Origin of the sequence: Gordonia sp. CPCC 206044 (genome assembly GCF_048537895.1) — a bacterium.
GTDB lineage: Bacteria > Actinomycetota > Actinomycetes > Mycobacteriales > Mycobacteriaceae > Gordonia.
In genome coordinates this window covers 22,996-41,874 of record NZ_JBCLVL010000008.1, presented here as the reverse complement: position 1 = coordinate 41,874, position 18,879 = coordinate 22,996, and the positions used below count along the sequence as shown (strand labels likewise).

The 18,879-nt window shown below is 66.7% G+C and carries 16 protein-coding genes; 5 read left to right on the top strand and 11 right to left on the bottom strand.

From position 1 onward, the window contains the following. Position 1: 1 nt before the first annotated feature. The 4 genes from AAFP35_RS14265 to AAFP35_RS14250 all read right to left on the bottom strand — a co-directional run bounded on the left by AAFP35_RS14265 (position 2) and on the right by AAFP35_RS14250 (position 4,577). The gene (locus AAFP35_RS14265; RefSeq protein WP_419222292.1) at positions 2-1,372 is read right to left on the bottom strand and encodes a lysine N(6)-hydroxylase/L-ornithine N(5)-oxygenase family protein; all 1,371 of its coding nucleotides are present in this window, start codon (positions 1,370-1,372) and stop codon (positions 2-4) included. 85 nt (positions 1,373-1,457) lie between these two features. Beyond that, positions 1,458-2,753, bottom strand: coding sequence for a cation:proton antiporter (locus AAFP35_RS14260; RefSeq protein ID WP_419222291.1), 1,296 nt, complete (start codon positions 2,751-2,753; stop codon positions 1,458-1,460). A 40-nt stretch (positions 2,754-2,793) separates the two neighbouring features. Next, positions 2,794-4,302, bottom strand: a complete 1,509-nt coding sequence (locus AAFP35_RS14255; RefSeq protein WP_419222290.1) for a tryptophan 7-halogenase — start codon at positions 4,300-4,302, stop codon at positions 2,794-2,796. A 2-nt stretch (positions 4,303-4,304) separates the two neighbouring features. Continuing rightward, positions 4,305-4,577, bottom strand: coding sequence for a phosphopantetheine-binding protein (locus AAFP35_RS14250; protein ID WP_419222289.1), 273 nt, complete (start codon positions 4,575-4,577; stop codon positions 4,305-4,307). Positions 4,578-4,857: 280 nt separating this feature from the next. On the opposite strand from AAFP35_RS14250, the gene entS reads away from it, so the two are divergent. Next, entirely contained in the window at positions 4,858-6,162 is a 1,305-nt protein-coding gene (entS, locus tag AAFP35_RS14245; RefSeq protein ID WP_419222288.1) for an enterobactin transporter EntS, read from the top strand. Here entS and AAFP35_RS14240 read toward each other — a convergent pair. Continuing rightward, complete coding sequence (locus AAFP35_RS14240) at positions 6,148-7,719, bottom strand: (2,3-dihydroxybenzoyl)adenylate synthase (RefSeq protein ID WP_419222287.1); 1,572 nt, start codon at positions 7,717-7,719, stop codon at positions 6,148-6,150. The two genes, entS and AAFP35_RS14240, sit on opposite strands and share 15 nt — an antisense overlap. Before the next feature lie 24 nt (positions 7,720-7,743). Between AAFP35_RS14240 and AAFP35_RS14235 the strand changes: the two genes are divergently transcribed. From AAFP35_RS14235 to AAFP35_RS14225, 3 genes are read left to right on the top strand one after another with little or no spacing between them, the layout of a single operon-like run. Further along, entirely contained in the window at positions 7,744-8,433 is a 690-nt protein-coding gene (locus tag AAFP35_RS14235) for an isochorismatase family protein (protein ID WP_419222286.1), read from the top strand. Beyond that, on the top strand, positions 8,430-9,149 hold the full coding sequence (locus AAFP35_RS14230) for an SDR family oxidoreductase (protein ID WP_419222285.1): 720 nt from the start codon (positions 8,430-8,432) through the stop codon (positions 9,147-9,149). The genes AAFP35_RS14235 and AAFP35_RS14230 overlap by 4 nt, the downstream gene beginning before the upstream one ends. A 51-nt stretch (positions 9,150-9,200) precedes the next feature. Continuing rightward, positions 9,201-10,184, top strand: coding sequence for an ABC transporter substrate-binding protein (locus AAFP35_RS14225; protein WP_419222284.1), 984 nt, complete (start codon positions 9,201-9,203; stop codon positions 10,182-10,184). A 68-nt stretch (positions 10,185-10,252) separates the two neighbouring features. On the opposite strand, the gene meaB is transcribed toward AAFP35_RS14225, so the two are convergent. From meaB to AAFP35_RS14210, 3 genes are read right to left on the bottom strand one after another with little or no spacing between them, the layout of a single operon-like run. Continuing rightward, on the bottom strand, positions 10,253-11,242 hold the full coding sequence (meaB, locus tag AAFP35_RS14220; protein ID WP_419222283.1) for a methylmalonyl Co-A mutase-associated GTPase MeaB: 990 nt from the start codon (positions 11,240-11,242) through the stop codon (positions 10,253-10,255). Further along, positions 11,242-13,533, bottom strand: coding sequence for a methylmalonyl-CoA mutase (gene scpA / locus AAFP35_RS14215; RefSeq protein WP_419222282.1), 2,292 nt, complete (start codon positions 13,531-13,533; stop codon positions 11,242-11,244). The genes meaB and scpA overlap by 1 nt, the downstream gene beginning before the upstream one ends. Beyond that, entirely contained in the window at positions 13,530-15,446 is a 1,917-nt protein-coding gene (locus tag AAFP35_RS14210; RefSeq protein WP_419222281.1) for a methylmalonyl-CoA mutase family protein, read from the bottom strand. The genes scpA and AAFP35_RS14210 overlap by 4 nt, the downstream gene beginning before the upstream one ends. A gap of 131 nt (positions 15,447-15,577) precedes the next feature. On the opposite strand from AAFP35_RS14210, the gene AAFP35_RS14205 reads away from it, so the two are divergent. Continuing rightward, entirely contained in the window at positions 15,578-16,309 is a 732-nt protein-coding gene (locus AAFP35_RS14205; RefSeq protein WP_419222280.1) for a TVP38/TMEM64 family protein, read from the top strand. A 45-nt stretch (positions 16,310-16,354) separates the two neighbouring features. Here the strand turns inward: AAFP35_RS14205 and AAFP35_RS14200 are convergent, their stop codons facing one another. From AAFP35_RS14200 to AAFP35_RS14190, 3 genes are read right to left on the bottom strand one after another with little or no spacing between them, the layout of a single operon-like run. Further along, positions 16,355-17,533 carry an SPFH domain-containing protein gene (locus AAFP35_RS14200; protein WP_419222279.1) on the bottom strand — a complete coding sequence of 393 codons (1,179 nt, stop codon included), beginning with the start codon at positions 17,531-17,533 and terminating at the stop codon, positions 16,355-16,357. 1 nt (position 17,534) lies between these two features. Beyond that, on the bottom strand, positions 17,535-17,969 hold the full coding sequence (locus AAFP35_RS14195; RefSeq protein ID WP_419222278.1) for an NfeD family protein: 435 nt from the start codon (positions 17,967-17,969) through the stop codon (positions 17,535-17,537). 29 nt (positions 17,970-17,998) lie between these two features. Then, the gene (locus tag AAFP35_RS14190) at positions 17,999-18,826 is read right to left on the bottom strand and encodes a DUF3097 domain-containing protein (RefSeq protein ID WP_419222501.1); all 828 of its coding nucleotides are present in this window, start codon (positions 18,824-18,826) and stop codon (positions 17,999-18,001) included. Positions 18,827-18,879: the final 53 nt, after the last annotated feature.

Sequence of the window (18,879 nt, the reverse complement as noted above, 5' to 3'; positions counted from 1 at the left end):
ACTAGCCCGCCTCCCGGGACGACACCGGATCGGTGGGTCGGTCGGTGGGTGCACCGGGTGATGCGACCGACACGAGTGCCCGGTCATCGCTGATCGCCCGCACGATCTCACCGGAGCGAACTGCCAGGTTGGAGAGCAGCGTCGACGTGAGCCCGTGAGTGTGCTCGGAATTGCCCTGGACGAAGATCTCTCCACCGATCGTGTCGGAGGTCTCGACGCGATAGTGCCGATCGAGCACCGGGCGACCATGGCGGTCTTCGATGCATTCGTCGGCGAGTGTCCCGATCATCGCCGACAACGGCGTGGGTTCGAACCCGGTGGCGAACACGACCGCATCGCAGTCGAGGAGGGTCTCGGATCCGTTGAGCCGGTGTGCGACACGCAGCGCTGCCGCGTCCGCGCTCTGGTCGAGGCCGATCACCTCCGAGGCCCCGTGCACGAAGAAGCGGCGATGTCCGCTGACGTGTTCGGCGTACTCCCGCCGGTAGAGGTCCTCGATCAGCACCGGATCGACCGCCGAATAATTGGTGCTGCGGTGATACTGCAACAGCCGTTCGCGCCATGCCGGTGCGGCCGTGAAGTATTCGTCCACCGCGTCGGCATCGAAGATGCGGTTCGCGTAGGGGCTGTCGTCGGCGGGCGTGTATCCGTACTTGGAGAACACCGCGTGTACCTCGGCGTCGGTCTCCTCGTGCAGATATGCCGCAACCTCGGCCGCACTCTGACCGGCACCGACCACCGCGAAACGACCGTTGGGCCGGCTCGGCAGCTCGGCGAACCGATGCAGCATCTGATGGTTGTGGAACACGCGAGGGCCTGCCGAGACGCCTTCCGGGAGCTTGGCACGTAATCCACCACCCAACACCACATTTCGCGCCCGGGTGACACCACGTCCAGGCGTTGCGACCTCGAAGTGGTCATCGACCCACCGCACCGAGGCGACCTCGGTGCCGTAGTCGACGGGGACGTCGACACGGTCGGCCGCCCAGCTCAGATAGTCGTGGAACTCCGAACGCAGCGGGAAGAAGTCTTGCCGATTGATGAAATGAGTCAGCCGCCCCCGCTCGGCCAGATAGTTCAGGAAGGTGTACTCGCTGCGCACGTTCCGTTGGCTGACAAGGTCTTTCAAGAACGACACCTGCATGGTGGTGCCGGGCAGGAGCATGCCTGAGTGCCAACCGAATTCGTCCTTCTTCTCGAAGAACTGCGCCGAGATCCGTTCGCCCGGCTGCGCGGTCAGATTGTGCTCCTCGACGGCGATCGCAAGAGCGAGATTGGATGGTCCGAAGCCGATGCCGACGATGTCGATCACCGGGGAGTGGTTGCGCAAGCGTTGCTCCTCTGCGTCGTTGTGCGCTTCAGGGCCCGTCATGGCGGCCTCCACTCGGGCCCCGGTGCGGGACACTGCAGGTTCGCCAGACAGTAGGTAAGTCTATCCTCATCTGGATATCGGTCATTCAGGGCCCTCGTTCGGTATCGATTGTGGTCGTCTGTAAGTCGGGAACGTTTGCGGCCAGGGGAATCTCGGCGACGGGGATCTCGGGAACGGCCGCGGACTCGAACCTGGAGGTCGCATAGAGCAGCATCGGGCCGGCCATCGCCGACGTCACCAAGGCCATCAGAACGATCACGGCATAGACTTCCTCGCCGAACACCCCGAGCTCGAGACCAGTAGTGGCCAGGATGATCTCGACCACACCCCGAGCGTTGAGGCCTGCGCCGAGGGCAGCCGATTCCCATCGGGACACCCCGACCAGACGTGCGCCGACGTAACCGCCGCCGAGTTTGCCGACGACGGCCACGATCACGACGATCACGGCGAGCAGCAGCGTCCCCCGGTCACCGAGCTCCGTCACGTCCAGGTGCATGCCCGCGGTGACGAGAAAGACCGGTGCGAGAACGACAGTCGTCACGGTCTGTAGCGGATTCAGGACGCTTCCGCCGCGTCGGCCGACCAGCACGCCCGCAAGGAAGGCCCCGAGGGCCGACTCGAGGTGTAGCGCATCGGTGAGGGTCGCACCCGCGACGATCACGATCACCGCGAGCGCACTGACGTAGAGTCCGTGAGCCGATGTCTCGAGTCGGTCGAACAACCGGCGCACCAACGGTCGCAGCAGGAAGGTCGCGGCGATCGCCGCGACGACGTAGGTCACCGTCAACGGCAGCTGCCACCCCCGCAATCCCACGGTGGTCATCGCGGAGACCACCGCCAGCAACACCCAGGCGGCGATGTCGCTGAGCGTGCCTGCGGACAACACGACCTGCCCCACCTCGCGGCGCAGCAGTCCGGTGTCGGTGAGTATCTTCGCGATCACCGGCAGAGCACTGATCGACATCGCTGTCCCCAACAACAGCACAAATGCTGCGGTCGTCGCCTCTGTTCCGTGAAAGCGTTGCGGTACAGCGAATCCCACGCCCACACCGAGCGCCAACGGGATCGTGAACGACCAGACGCCCACGGACGCGACCACTCTGGATCGCCGACGCAGCACGCCCATGTCGAGTTCGGATGCCGCCAGACCGACGAGCAGCAGCACACCGAACTGCCCCACTCCGCTCACCAGAGAGTTCGGTGCGCCACCGTCGGGGAACAAGGCGTCGTGGGCGGCCGGGAACATCCAGCCGAGCAATGACGGCCCCAACAACACGCCCCCGATGAGTTCACCCACCATGGCCGGCATCCCGAGCCGCCGCGCCACGAGTCCCATGAGCAACGCGATCGCGAGGACGATCGCGAGCTGGGCCAACATCATCGGTTCCGTGTCGATGCCACCCGATCGCCCGCGACCACGATCACACCGTGGCCGTCGCGGGCTCGGCCCAGGCCAGCCCGTCCGCGGACGGCACCAGGCCGCCCTCGAGCAGTGGCGGCTCGATCGAGCCCTCGCCCACTGCTCCCCGGGCCTGGAAGGCGTTCATCTCCTCCATGACGTCTCGCACGACCGGCGCATTGAACATGTGACCCATCCGCTGACCGGAATCGGTGTCCATGCCACCTGTCTTCTCGGTCGCCTCGGTCAGTGCCTTCGTCGACGCGGCGAACTTGGCGACGACCTGATCGGGATCGGTCAGCACGTCCTCGCCCGAGAAGCCGCCTGCCACCAGGGACACGAAGGCCGACACGTCCGTGCGGTCGAGTTCGGTCACCTTGCGGGCCTTCCAGAAGTACGAATCCTCGGACTGCTCCATGTCGTAGAACGCCGAGAGGAACTCGTAGAACACCGCGTACTCACGCCGGTAGCGGCCCTCGAACTCACCGAAGGCCCTCTCCTCGGACATGGTGCCACGCAGCACGCTGTTGATCGAACGTGCCGCCAGCACACCCGAATACGTCGCGAGGTGGACGCCGGTGGAGAAAACCGGATCGATGAAGCAGGCGGCGTCACCCACCAACACCATGCCGTTGCCCCAGAACGTCGTGTTGGCGTACGAATAGTCCTTGCGCATCCGGATCTCGCCGTAGGTGCCTTCTGTGACGCGCGTGGCATCCGACAACATGTCCTTGACGATGGCGCAGCGATCGATGTAGCCGCGCAGGGTCTCCTCCTGCGCATTGAGCGTGTCCGCCTTCTCTTTCGAGATCACCGCGCCGACGCTGGTCAACTCGTCGGTCAACGGGATGTACCAGATCCAGCCCTCGTCGAAAGCCGCACACAGGATGTTCCCCGAGTCCGGCGCGGGCAGGCGTTTGCCGTTCTCGAAGTAACCGAAGACGGCGACGTTCTGGAAGAAGTCGCTGTACACCCGTTCGCCGCCTGCATATTTCGACAACCGGGTGGTGTTTCCCGAGGCATCCACGACGTACTGGGCGCGCACGTGGTGTTCGACGCGGTCCCCGTCGACGTAGCGGACACCGACGACACGTCCGTTCTCGTCCTGTTCGGTGCCGTTGACCCGGCAGTTCTGACGCACGTCGACACCGGACTCGGCGGAGTGCTCGAGGAGGATCTGATCGAACTTCATCCGCTCGACCTGGTAGGCGTAGGAGCCCTCGCCGGCGAACTCCGGCGAGATCGCGAACAGGAAGTTCCACGGCACCGGGTTCTTGCCCCATCGGAAGCTGCCGCCACGCTTGTGCATGAAGCCGGCCTGTTTGATCTTGTCGTCGACCCCGAGGAGCCGGCACACACCGTGAATCGTGGACGGCAGCAACGATTCCCCGATCTGGTATCGCGGGAACGTCTCCTTCTCCAGCTGGACGACGCGGTGCCCGCTCTTGGCCAGCAGCGTGGCAACGGTCGAGCCGCCGGGTCCGCCGCCGACGACCACGATGTCGACCTGCTCGGTCTCGGGTGATGTCATGGTCAGGCCTCCTGGTTCGTCGCGACGGGCGCCGTGTCTGCATTCAGTTCTCGAACCCATGCCCCGACAACGGGATTCGATGCGAGCGCGACGAGGTCGGCCTTGACCGCACCGGCCGCCCGCCATCGCTCGATGAGCGACATCAGCCGCACGGAGTCCAGGCCTACGTCGAGCACGTTGGTCTCATCGCCGATCTCGTCCGTCGAGATCTGCAGGATCTCGGCGATGTCGCTGATGATCCGATCCCTCGTCAGGGTCGAGCCAGTCGTCGCCATGTGGTGATTTCCTCTTTTCCATTATTCGTGGAGAGCTATTTGGCAACCCCGGAACCGCGGTGATCCTGGCACGAAAGGCGGATCATCCTCGCGCTATCCGAACATCGCTTAGCCTAACCTTTGTTACCAGTGCACACTTTCATCGTTGGCCTGCGTTGCGCAAGGGGGCACGCGGATTCCCTAATCGGTTCGTGATGATTAGGCTATCTGTTGTGAGTATCCACTTGGCTCAGCCAGCTTGTGCAGTCGACCCCGCCTGCGGCCCGGGAGGGCTCATCTGATGGGCGGCGCACGGTCGGTCCTGATCGACATCTCACCGTTGCGCGTGAGCGCACCTTTCCGACGGATCTTCGTGGCCCGCCTGATCTCGTTGATCGGCATCGGCCTGTTGCTGGTGTCGGTGCCGGTGCAGATGTTCGACCTGACGAACTCTTCTGCCCATGTGGGTGCGGCGAGCGCGGTCACCGGGATCACCACCTTCGTCGGAATGTTGATCGGCGGTTCGCTCGCCGACCGCTTCGATCGCAAGCGGCTGATCCTGATCGGCCGCAGCGCGGCGGCGGTGTGTTTCGCACTGTTGGCGATCAATGCGTTCGGCACGATCCCCGGCACCCCGTCGGTGGTCGCCCTCTACGTCGTCGCCGGCGTCAACGGATTGATCGGCTCGCTGTCCACCTCGGCGTTGATGGCCGCGGTACCGACGCTGATCCCGCGCGACAAGCTCGTGGCCGTCGGAGCGCTCAGCTCGCTGACGGTACGGATCGGGTCCGCCGTCTCCCCCGGTATCGCCGGATTCATCATCGCGGGTGCCAGGGTCGAATGGGCCTACGTGGTGGCCGCGGTGCTGGCGAGCATGACCGCGCTGATCTTGCTGGGTCTGCCGTCCATGCCACCGAGCGCACCCCTGTCCGGTGACGAGCCCGCGAATCCCGACCGCGCCGCGCCGAAAGAATCGTTGATCACGTTCATCCTCGGCCAACGCGTCGTCGCCGGGGTGATGGTCGTGGGAGTGCTGGCGATGGTGGGGGCCGGAGTCGTCGCGCTGCTGCCCGCACTGGTCGCCGAGAGGTTCGCATCCGACGCCCGCGCAACGGGTCTGCTGTATGCGGCAGTTGCCGCCGGCGCCATGATCGCCGCACTCACCAGTGGCTGGCTGGCGCGTGTGCAGCGGCCCGGGCGGTTATTGCTCGGCGCCCTCAGCGCGGCGTTCGTCGTGCAGATCCTGTTCGGCCTGGCGCCGGTGGCCTGGTTGGCGATCGGGCTGCTGATGGTGATCGGCTTCGTCGAGGCGATCCAGGAAGTGTTGCGCTACGCCATCATCCAGCGTCACACCCCCGGCCCGATGCTCGGCCGTGTCAACGGGATCTGGATGGCACAGGAGGTCGGCGGCGTCACCGTCGGCGCCCTGGTGGCCGGCGTTTTCGGCACCATCTGGGTGGCATCGGACGCCATCGTGTACTACGGCATCACCATGGTCGTGCTGTCGGTCGTGGCGGCCGTCGCGCTGCGGTCGCTGGCCGCGGTACGCAAGGAAGCTGCGCCCGCGGCCGAGACGACCCACGCGGGTCGATCAGCCGGCCAGTAGCTCGCGCAACTTCCGACGACTGACCTTGCCGACGCCGGTTTCCGGGAATGCCTCGATGACCTTCACCATGTCGGGCAGCTTCCACTCGGCCAGACCGGCCTCTCGGACGAACTGACGGATTCCCGCGAGGGTCGGCGGCTCTTGCGGGTCGGCCGGGATCACGTACGCACAGGTACGTTCACCGAGGTAGGGGTCGGCCACGGCGACGACGATGGCGTCACGCACGGCGGGGTGGGCCAGCAGTTCCTCCTCGAGCTGCTCGGCCGAGACCTTCTCCCCACCGCGGTTCACCCGATCGCCGCCGCGCCCTCGCACGACGAGATTGCCGAGCTCGGACAGCTCGACGACGTCACCGGTGCGATACCAGCCGTCCGGTGCGAAGGAGTCGGGACTCGCGTCGTTCCAGTACGACCGGATCGTATAGGGCCCTTGGGTTTCCAAGAAGCCACTGCCCTCGGTGACCGGATCTCCGTCCTCGTCGACGATGCGCAGTAGGTCCTCGTCGGACATCGGACGCCCCTGGGTGGTGCACACCTCGTCGAGCGGATCGTCGAGTCGTGTGTAGCAGACCAACCCTTCTGCCATCCCGAACACCTGCTGGAGGGTCACACCCAGAGCCGGGCCGATCCGCCGGGCCAGTTCGTCCGGGCAGCGCGCCCCGCCCACCTGAACGGTCCGCAGCGACGACAGATCGAAGTCGGTGCCCCGTTCGGCGGTCTCGGTCCACAATCTGGCCAGCGGGGGCACCAGGCCGAGCATGGTCACCCGTTCGCGCTGCACGAGCTCCCACGCGACGAACGGCGTCGGAGACTCGGTGAGCACCACTGTTGCCCTCGCGTACAGGGCGCCGAGGATGCCCGGTGAGCTCATCGGGAAGTTGTGCGCGACCGGCAACGCCGCCATGTAGACGGTCTCGGCGGTGACGCCGCAGAGTTCGTTGCTGCGCCGGATGCTGTAGAGGTAGTCGTCGTGCGTGCGCGGGATCAGTTTGGGTACGCCCGTGCTGCCCCCGGAGAGCTGCAGGAACGCGAGATCGCCGGGAGCGGCCCGGCCGTGGTCGACGGGTTCGGCCCACAGTGCCTCGAGGTCGTCGACGTCGATCAACTGCCGGACCGAGTCGACCTGTGCGGCAACGGTCTCCGCGAGGGCACGGTGGTCGTAACCCTCGTACACGCGTGGCGAGATGATCGCGACCGCCCCGGACGATCGGGCGATGCCGACCAGTTCGGCCTCCCGGTGTGCGGGCAGACCGAACACGGGGATCGCCCGCATCCGGAACAGTGCGAACACGATTTCGACGTAGGCGACCCGATTGGGGATCTGTAACAGCACGCGGTCGTCGGGTGCGATCCCCGACACGGCGAGGCCGGCGGCGAGACGGTCGACCCTGTCGTTCAATTCGGCGTAGCTCAGGCGGCGATCGATGTCCACGACGGCCGTACGGTCGGCCGAATCCTCGGCACGTGCACGTAGGACGTCGTCGAACGTCTCTCCCTGCCATAAGCCCAGCGCACGATAGCGATCAGCGAGTTCTTGGGGCCAAGGGGAAACTTTCACGACAGGTGAGGCTACCCTAATGTCGTGGCTATTCCTTCGATCAACCCCTATGACATCCCCCGTGGACCGTTCCCTGCCCGTGTCGACTGGACTCTCGAGGCGCCACGCACCGCCCTGTTGATCCACGACATGCAGCGATATTTCATCGATGCCTTCCGGCTCGATCAGGAACCGATGGCAACGGCTCTGCCGAACATGGTGCGCATCCGCGAAGCGTGCGAGGCCGCCGGTGTGCCGGTCATCTACACCGCACAACCCGGAGACCAGCATCCGTCACGTCGCGGCATCCTGGCCGACTTCTGGGGCGCAGGCCTCGACACCGGCCGGGACGAAGAGATCGTCCCCGAACTCGATCCGCGTCCCGGTGACATCAAGGTCACCAAGTGGCGCTACTCGGGCTTCCAGCGCACCGACCTGCGCCAACTGCTCGGACATCACGGCCGCGATCAGCTGATCGTCGTCGGCGTCTACGCGCACATGGGTTGCATGATCAGCGCCACGGAGGCGTTCATGAGCGATGTCGCCCCGTTCTTCGTCATCGACGCCCTCGGCGACTTCAGCCGCGACGAACACGAGATGGCGGCGAACTACATCGCCAAGCGCGCCGGGCTGGTACTCACCACCGACGCGGTGATCAAGTCGCTGGCCGCCGGCACCACCACCGCCACCACCGAGATCGCCGACGCCGCGGTCGCCTCCGGTTCGGCCCGGTGACCGAGCACGGCGTCGCCGGGATCGCGGGGAAGACCGCCGTGGTCACCGGGGCGACCGGCGGCATCGGGCGTGCCGTCGTGGCGGCGCTGGAGGCCGCGGGTGCACAGGTCGACGGGTGGGACGTCTCCGGCGACGGCGTGCGGTCAGTGGACGTCACCGACCGTGCCGCGGTGCACGACGCCTGGCATGCCCTCGAGGACGCCCACGGGCCGGTCGACCTGGTGGTCAGCGGTGCCGGAGTGCTCTGCGACGACTGGGACCGGTGTCTGGCCGTCAACGCCACGGGCGTCCGCAACCTCCTGGACACGGCGGTGACCGCGATGGCGCCGCGTGGACACGGCAGTGCCGTGGTGATCTCCAGCAACGCAGGAGCGATCCCCCGCGCCGCGATGGCTCCCTATGCCGCCTCGAAGGCCGCGGCCACCTCGTATGCACGCAGCGTCGGACTCGCCGTCGCCCGCGACGGGATACGCGTCAACATCGTCTCCCCCGGCTCGACCGACACACCGATGCTGCGCGGGATGTGGACATCCGACGATGATCGAGACGCCGTGTTGGCCGGCGACCCGGAACAGTTCCGTCTCGGTATCCCGTTGGGGCGCATCGCAGAACCGGACGACATCGCCGCATCGGTGGTCTTCTTGCTTTCGGATGCGGCCCGTCACCTGACGATGCACGACCTGAGGGTCGACGGAGGTGCCACGTTGGACATGTGATCTGCGACGAACGTCGCCGCAACGTCCGATCCCGAGAAACAGGTACCTACCGTGAACCCCAACCGTTTCACCGTTCGACCGTTGCTGCTCGCGGCGTCCGCCGCACTGATCACCCTGGTGGCCGCCTGCTCGGCGCCCGCAGAGGACGATCCCGAGAGCAGCGCGGCTCATACCCCGGTCACCGTCGAACACGAGTACGGCGCCACGACCATCGACCACGAGCCGACACGAGTCGTCACGTTCAGCACCAACTGGACCGACACCCTTGCCGCGCTGGACATCCCGATCACCGCGGAGTTCGTCCAGAAGGGCTACTCGGGCCCGAACAACCATTTCGAATGGACTCCCGACCACGAGTCACAGATCAAGGTCGTGGACTCGCTCACCTCGATCGACGTGGCCGAACTCGCGGCGTTCAAACCGGACCTCATCCTGGCCGGCTACGTGGGTGACCAGAAGAACTACGACCGCCTCAGCGCACTGGCACCCACGATCCCGGTGATGCGCAAGGGCGCGTCGGTGGACACGTGGGAAGACATCACCACGACCACGGGGAAGATCTTCGGCAAGGAGTCCGACGCCGCCGAGCTGGTGACCGCCACGCAAGACAAGATCGACGCGTTCAAGGCGGATCATCCGGCGGCCGTGGGCAAGACGTTCACCTTCGCGCAGTTCCAGCAGACCGGCGGGGTCGGCGCGGTCAACTCCACCGAGGACGCAGCGGCCGGGCTGCTCACCCAACTCGGATTCGTGCTGAACCCGAAGCTGGCCGCCGAGAACAAGGGCGGTGCCACCCGGTCGATGATCTCGTCGGAACGGATCGACCTGTTGGACTCCGATCTCCTCGTCGCGTGGACGCTCGGCGACAAGTCGGTCTATGCCAAAGTGCCCGGCTGGGATTCGTTGACCGCGGTACGTGACGACACCGTCGTCTATCTGACCAACGACAACGCGCCTGCCTTCGGCGTGCCGAGTGCGCCCTCGGTGGAGTACGTGATCGGTCTGCTCGATCCAGTGGCCGACGAGTTCGCCTAGTCGGTCGGATGGGCACCGGTGGCCCGGGGCAGCCAAGCCCGCTCCGGGCCACCGCACCGACGACGCGGTCAGTCTCGCTGATCGAAGGCGTCGACGATCTCCTGGGCCGCCAGTGCCGGGGTGAGATCGCCTGCCCGAACCCGGTTCTCGACGTCGGCGCGGATGCCCTTGACCTCGGAGCTGTCGGCGAGACGGGACAGCACGATGTCGTTGACCATCGCCCAGGTCCAGTCGATCTGCTGCTGGTTGCGCCGCGCGGCGAACTCGCCTGCGTCGCTGAGCGTCTTCTTGTGCCGGAGCACGGCGTTCCAGTAGTCGTCGATGCCGGAGTTCTCCAGCGCGCTCATCGTCAGGACCGGCGGCGACCACAGCGCGTCGTGCGGATACAGCAGTTTCAGCGCATTCGTCAGCTCGCGCGCCGCACCCTTGGCCTCGATCCGATGCTTGCCGTCGGCCTTGTTCACCACCACCACGTCCGCCAGTTCCAGGACGCCCTTCTTGATGCCCTGCAACGAGTCCCCGGTGCGGGCCAGCGTCAGGAAGGTGAACGTGTCGACCATGTTGGCGACGGTCACCTCGGACTGCCCCACGCCGACGGTCTCCACCAACACGACGTCGAAGCCTGCCGCCTCGACGAGAACGATGGTCTCCCTCGTCGCCTTCGCGACACCGCCCAGAGTGCCCGAGGTCGGCGACGGACGGATGTAGGCGTCGGGCGACGTCGACAGGCGACCCATCCTGGTCTTGTCACCGAGGATGGACCCACCGGTCCGCGTCGACGACGGATCCACCGCCAGCACCGCGACCTTGTGTCCCTGCTCGATCAGGTACATGCCCAACGTCTCGATGGTGGTCGACTTCCCCACCCCCGGTACGCCGGTGATCCCCACGCGAAACGACCGGCCGGAGTGCGGTGTCAGCCGAAGCAGGAGTTCCTGTGCCGCGGCGCGGTGATCCGGACGGGTCGACTCCACCAGGGTGATCGCCTGGGCCAGCCCGGACCGCCGATCGGCGAGAACCGCCTCTTCGAGCGCGTCGACATCGACTGTGCGCGCCATCACTCGCCGGCGACGCCGCTCAGTTCGTGGCCGAGGCTCGAGGCGAGCTTCGTGACCAATTCGACTGCGGAATCGGCGATCACGGTGCCGGGCGGGAAGATCGCCGAAGCGCCTGCCTCGTAGAGCGCATCGAAATCACCCGGAGGGATGACGCCGCCCACGACGATCATGATGTCGCCACGACCCACATCCTCGAGTGCCTTCTTGAGCGCAGGCACCAGGGTGAGGTGGCCGGCGGCCAGTGAGGACACACCGACGACGTGCACGTCGTTGTCGGCGGCCTGCGCGGCGACCTCCTCGGGAGTGGCGAACAACGGGCCCACGTCCACGTCGAAGCCGAGGTCGGCAAACGCGGTCGCGATCACCTTCTGCCCACGGTCGTGGCCGTCCTGACCCATCTTGGCGACGAGCACACGCGGGCGACGACCCTCCGCGTCCGCGAACTGCCGGACGATCTCGGTGGCTCCGTCGACGTTGCTCACATCGCCCGCCTCATGTCGATACACCCCGCTGATGGTCTTGATCTCCGCCTGGTGGCGACCATAGACCTTTTCCATGGCCTCGGAGATCTCGCCAACGGTCGCCTGGTGCCGCGCGGCCTCGATGGCCAGGGCCATCAAGTTGTTCTCCATCCCGCCGGAGGTGTCCGCCGCGGCGCGCGTCAGATCGGCGAGGGCTTTGTCGACGGCAGCCTGATCGCGTTGCGCGCGAAGCCGTTCCAGCTTCTCGAGCTGCTCGGTGCGCACCTTGGAGTTGTCGACCTTGAGGACCTCGATCTCCTCGTCGTCGGCCACCCGGTACTTGTTCACACCGATCAACGGCTGCTGTCCCGAGTCGATACGCGCCTGGGTACGTGCGGCGGCCTCCTCGATGCGGAGCTTCGGCAGGCCCTCGTTGATGGCCTGCGTCATCCCGCCGGCCTCCTCGACCTCGGCGATGTGCGCCCGAGCCTTCTCGGCGAGCTGATGGGTCAACCACTCGACGTAGTTCGACCCTGCCCAAGGATCGATGGGACGTGTCGTGCCGGACTCCTGCTGCAGCAGGAGCTGGGTGTTGCGCGCGATCCGCGCGGAGAAGTCCGTGGGTAGTGCGATCGCCTCGTCGAGAGCGTTGGTGTGCAACGACTGTGTGTGCCCCTGGGTGGCGGCCATTGCCTCCACGCAGGTGCGGGCGACGTTGTTGTAGACGTCCTGAGCCGTGAGTGACCATCCCGACGTCTGCGAATGTGTCCGCAACGACAGCGATTTCGGGTTCTGCGGCTCGAACTGAGCGACCAGCTCACTCCACAGCAGCCGCGCCGCACGGAGCTTGGCGACCTCCATGAAGAAGTTCATGCCGATGCCCCAGAAGAACGACAACCGGGGCGCGAACTTGTCGATGCCCAAACCTGCGTCGAGACCGGAACGGATGTACTCGACACCATCGGCAAGGGTATAGGCGAGCTCGAGATCGGCTGTGGCACCGGCCTCTTGGATGTGATAGCCGGAGATGGAGATCGAGTTGAACTTCGGCATCTTCTGGCTGGTGTACTCGAAGATGTTCGAGATGATCCGCATCGACGGCTTCGGCGGATAGATGTAGGTGTTGCGGACCATGAACTCTTTGAGGATGTCGTTCTGGATGGTCCCGGCGAGCTTCTCCGGCGGCACGCCCTGCTCTTCGGCGGCGACCACGTAGAGCGCGAGGATCGGCAGCACCGCGCCGTTCATCGTCATCGACACCGACACCGAACCGAGATCGATCCCGTCGAACAGCTGACGCATGTCCAGGATCGAATCGATCGCCACACCCGCCATACCGACATCGCCTGCCACGCGCGGATGGTCGGAATCATAGCCACGGTGCGTCGCGAGATCGAAGGCGACCGACAGGCCCTTCTGCCCGGCCGCGAGGTTACGACGATAGAAGGCGTTCGACTCGGCAGCCGTCGAGAATCCGGCGTACTGCCGAATCGTCCAGGGCTGGTTGACGTACATGGTGGGGTACGGCCCGCGGATGAACGGCGCCTCACCCGGAATCGAGTCGAGTGGATACGGGTGCTCGCCAGTCGCGCTCACCGCGTCCCGATCGGCCCGGGTGTAGATCGGTCGGACGTCGATCTGTTCGGGTGTGGTCCAGGTGACCTCGTCGACGGACTGGCCGTGCGCCGATGCCAGCCGCGCGATGGCGTCGGCGGCGGCGGGAGGCGTCTGCTCGGCCGTCGACGCGAGGTCGACCCCGGCAAAGCTGGGGATCGCCGCGGCAGCCGACTCCGTCCCGACCTGCTCTGCCTTCGGCTCTGTCTGTGTCATCGTGTCGCTCCTGCCGATTCGGAGGTCAGCTTGTCGAGAAGGTCACGCAGAACGGTGATCGCGTCGATACCGACACGCAGCGAACCGTCCGGACGATCGTCGGTCGGCCACTCTTTGTCGGGTCCGGCGAGCAGCACCATGTCGAGACCGGCGGTCCGCGCCGCGGCGAGGGCAGCCGGTCCGTCGTCGGCGTAACGCTGTTTGCTGCCACAGATGACCGCTACCGTCGCGCCGGCGTCGGTGACCGCCGCAGCGATGTCGTCGGCGGTCAGCGGACCCGGGTTGATCGCCGAGATGCCGCCTGCAGCAAGAAGGTTGGCGACGAAGGTGGTGCGGCCGTTGTGTTCGGCCACCGGACCGAGCGGGAGCAGCAGGACGCCGGGGCGCGAACCGGTGTCGGCCAGCGCGCCGTCGGACCGGTCGCGGAGCTCCTCGAAGGCACGCGCGACCCGCACCAGGCGGGGGCTGCCCAGGGGCAGATCCGTGACGTCGGCGTTCCCGGCTCCGAGCGGCTTCTCCTCGAGGTTCGGGAATTCGTTGACGCCGGTGACGGCGGCCGAGCGGTGCGCGACGGCCTCGTCGCGCACGGCGAGTGCCGCGCCGACACGATCGGCGATCCAGCCGGACTCCAGTACCGACCGGTAGCCGCCCGCGGCCTCGACGTCGCCGAACACGGCCCATGCCGCCGACGCGAGATCATCGGTCAGGGACTCGACGAACCAGGAGCCACCCGCCGGGTCGAGCACTCGGCCGATGTTGGACTCCTCCAGCAACAGCAGCTGGGTGTTGCGTGCGATGCGACGCGAGAAACTCGCACTCGAGGTGCGGCGATCGGCCGGGATGGCCGCGTCGAAACCGAGCACGGTGACCTGGTCGGCACCGCCGACACCCGCACCGAATGCGGCGACGGTGGTGCGCAGCATGTTGACCCACGGATCGCGCTGGCTCTGCATGGACAGGTCGGTGACCGCGTGGGTGAGCGCCGCACCCGCGTTAGGTGCACCGACGACCTCGGCGACCCGGGCCCAGATCCGGCGCAGGGCACGGAGTTTCGCGATGGTGGCGAACTGGTCGTCGTCCACGGAAACCGCAAACGTGATCTGCTGCAGAGCATCTGCGGGCGAGATTCCCGCCGCGGTGAGGTCACGCAGATGAGTGACGGCGGCCGCGACGACCAGACCCAGTTCCAAGGTGTTGTCGGCGCCGGCGGTCGCGAAATCCGTACCGTCCACACGGAATACGCGAACCCCCGCGGAGACATCCGCGGCGAGTGCGGTGGCCTCGGCGACGTCGACGGTGGGCCGGCCGGAGAATGCGGCGGTCAGCGGCGACAGCCCCAACGAGGTGACGGTGGCCGAGCTGGGTGCTGCGGCCAGGTGCTCGGACGCGGCCCGCTCGCGCAGCGCCAGCAGGGCGCGGGCAGCAGCGATGCCCTCGGTTCCGGCATCCAGCGTGACGGGGACCAGGTCGAGATAGACGCCGGTGAGTGCCGACTCCAGGTCGGTGGTGGTCAGGCCCCGTCCGACCGTCAGCCACAGGCCACTCGCTCCGTTGTTCAGAGCGTCCAGGATGCCGAGGTTGACGTCTGCGACCGGGGTTTCGTCGTCACCGAAACGCTCGGTGACGCGCCACCCCTGGGTCACGTCACGTTCGGGGTCGGCTCCACGGACGAACGGGAACGCCCCGGGCAGTCCGGACTCGGCGGTTTCGTCCTTGCGCGTGTAGAGCGGACGGATGGACAGACCGTCGAGTGTCGTCGTCGACAACAACTCGTCGGGTCGTCCGGGGAGTTCGTCGACGGTCGACCGTCGGGATTTGGCGAGGACCGCCGCAGCGGCCTCCGACCAGGCCTCGTAGGCCTCGTCGAGCGAACGGTCGGACCGATCGGCTGTCGACGCAGTGGTCTGCGACATGCGGTGTCACACCTCCGTGAATGCTCGGGTCGAGCGGCGTACCCGACTCTAGCCGAACGCTCGCTCGGCTCACACTCGCAGGGGTGTTCGTGACGCAGGCCATAGTGTCGTCGCAACGTAAAGTGGCTGGAATGCCCGTCGAGCCCACCACCGCCGCCGATCCCTCGTCGGGATCCGATGGTGTGGGCACCGCACCTCGCCGACGAATCGATCCACGGGTCCTGCGGCGTGCCCTGATGTTGAGCGCGCTGGTGGCGGTGGTCCTGCTCGCCTCCTATCTGATCCCGATGCCATCGATCGCCAGTGTGCGTTCCTGGGGCGAGGGGCTCGGTCCCGGATTCGTCTGGGCCTTCTTCGCCGCGTATGCGCTGATCACCATCGCACCGATCCCGCGCTCGACATTCACGGTCACGTCCGGTGTGCTCTTCGGTCCCCTCGTCGGGTTCACCGGCGCGATGATCGCTTCGACGATCGCAGCCGTCGTGGCGTTCGTGTTGGTCCGCGCGATCGGGCGGGAACGGGTGCGGCCGCATCTGAAGAAGCCCGTCGTGGCAGCGGTGGAGTACCGACTGAGTCGCCGCGGTTGGCTGGCCGTCGGATCGCTCCGGCTGATCGCCGCATGTCCGTTCTCGGTGGCGAACTACTGCTCGGGGTTGTCATCGGTGCGCGTGATGCCCTACATCGTGGCCAGCGTGATAGGCATGGCCCCGAGCACCGCCGCCGTGGTGTTCCTGGGCGACGCCCTCACCGGGCAACGCGACCCACTGATGCTGCTGTTGAGTGCGAGTCTGTTCGCTCTCGGCATCGTCGGCCTGGTGCTCGACGCTCGCCTACCGGTGCGCGACAGCAGTCCAGCCGAGTGACGGCAGGAATCGACCCGCACGCGTTCGAGCCGATCAACGACGCCGTCAGTCCGGTGTCCCGGTGTCGTCGGCCGGAACACGCGCGGCGCCCGCCTCGTACGGCAGTTCCTGCCGCGTACGACCGGTGATCTCGGGTTCCACCGGGGTGCGTGCGACCGCCTCGGCCTCGGCGACCGCCTGGGCGACCTTGGGATCGCTGGTCAGCGAGAACCAGTCGTCGATGTCGGTCTCGTCCACCGGGCTGGGCTCGTCGTGGGTCGGCTCGTAGCGGAACACGCCGTCGTCGCCCTGCGCCCCGAACGACTTCGCGAAACCCTGTAGCGCCGAGCCGAAGTCGGACGGCACCACCCACACCTTGCTGCCCTCCCCCTTGGCCATCTCCGGTAGCTGCTGCAGGTACTGATAGGCCAGCAATTCCGGTGTCGGTCGGGCGGCCTTGATGGCGGCGAAGGTCTTCTCGACCGCCTTGGCCTCGCCCTGGGCCCGCAGATAAGAACTCGCGCGATCACCCTGGGCCCGCAGGATCCGGGATTGCCGCTCGGCCTCTGCGCCCAGGATCGCCGCCTGCTTGGCTCCCTCGGCTGCGAGGATCTGACTCTGCTTGTTGCCTTCGGCCGTCTTGATCGCCGACTCGCGCTGACCCTCGGCGGCCAGGATCGTCGCACGCTTCTCCCGGTCGGCCTTCATCTGCTTTTCCATCGACTCCTGGATCGACGGCGGCGGCATGATCGATTTCAGTTCGACCCGCGATACCCGCAGTCCCCACCTACCGGTGGCCTCATCGAGCACCCCGCGCAGCTGGTTGTTGATGGAATCCCGCGACGTCAGGGTCTCCTCCAAGGTCATTCCGCCCACGACGTTGCGCAGGGTGGTGATGGTCAGCTGCTCCACACCGGCGATGTAGTTGTCGATCTCGTAGACCGCCGACCGCGGGTTCGTGACCTGGAAGTAGACGACGGTATCAATCGACAGCGTCAGGTTGTCCTCGGTGATCACCGGCTGCGGCGGGAAGGAGACGACGCGTTCACGGATGTCCACGCGGGCACGGATCCGGTCGATGAACGGCAGCAACAGCGTCAGCTGCCCCGACACCGTCCGGGTGTAGCGGCCGAGTCTCTCGATCACCGCGGCCTCCGCCTGCGGGATCAAAGCAACCGATTTGACCAGCACCACCACGACGAGCAGCACTGCGAGAACGAGCACGACAAGCCCGATGTACTCCATGTCAGACGCCTCCTCTCCACACGACGGCGGTGGCACCGTCGATCTCGACGACGGTCACCTCGATGCCCGGCTCGATCACCTCACCCGGTGTGAGCACTCGCGCCGACCACACGTCGCCGCCGATCTTGACCCGACCGTCGTGTTCGTCGACGCGTGCGGTGACCAGTGCCTTGCGGCCTTCGAGTGCCTCGGCGTTGGTGAGCAGCTGCGGACGGTTGAGCAGATGTCGGCGGGCCACCGGTCGCACGGTCGCGAGCAGCAGAATCGAGACGACCGCGAACACGACGGCGTCCACCCACAGCGGGGGTTCGAGAAAGAAATCGACACCGGCTGCGGCGAGCGCGCCACCACCGAGCATGAGCAGGACCAGATCGCCGACGAACATCTCGGCGATGACCAGGACGATCGCGGCTGCCAACCACAGCAGAGCGGTCATGCGTCCAGTCTGCCAGAACCGGCGTGCGGTCAGCGGTCTCCCGGCGCAGCCGTCACGAAATCGATCAACTCCTCCACCGACCGGAGGAGGTCGACCTCCAGATCGCGGAAATCGCGCACGCCGGCGAGCACTCGACGCCAACCGTCCTGCGGTGTACCCCACCCCAATTCGCGGCAGATCCCGGTCTTCCAGTCCTGCCCCCGGGGGATCGTCGGCCAGGCCTCGATGCGCACCGACGCGGGCTTCACCGCCTCCCAGACGTCGATGTAGGGATGCCCGCATACCAGCACGTGCTCGCCGACCTCTCCGGTCAGCCGCATCTCCTTCGAGCCGGCCACCAGGTGGTCCACCAGAACGCCCGCCCGTCGATGGGCGGCCGGACCGAATTCGGCCAGCGCCTCCTCGAGGTTGTCGAGGCCGTCGAGGCTCTCCACCACCACACCCTCGGCCCGCAGGTCGTCGCCCCAGACGCGTTCCATCAGCGTGGCGTCGTGTACCCCCTCGACGAAGATGCGACTGGCCCGCGCGGTCCGGGCGCGGGCGGTCGGGGCGACTCGCGAACCAGAGGCGGTGGTCGTGCGCTGCTGCGGGCCACGGGTACGAGGACGCACCAGCGTCACCGGCTTGCCGTCGATCAGGAAGGCGGCCGGGTTCATCAAGAAGACGCGGGTCTGTCCGCGCCGGTCCTCGAGCCGCACGAGATCGCCGGCGTAACTCTTCTCCAGACCGACGACGGCACCACAGAAGCCGCTGGCGGCGTCCTCGACGACGAGGTCGCGGTCGGCCGCCACCTCCGGTGCGCGCGGCTTCGCGCGCTTGGGGCTCGCCAACACGTCTCGTCCATAACGGTCATCGATCACGGACAGACACGGTATGGCCGCACGTCCCCGGATGTGATCAGGCACGCCGA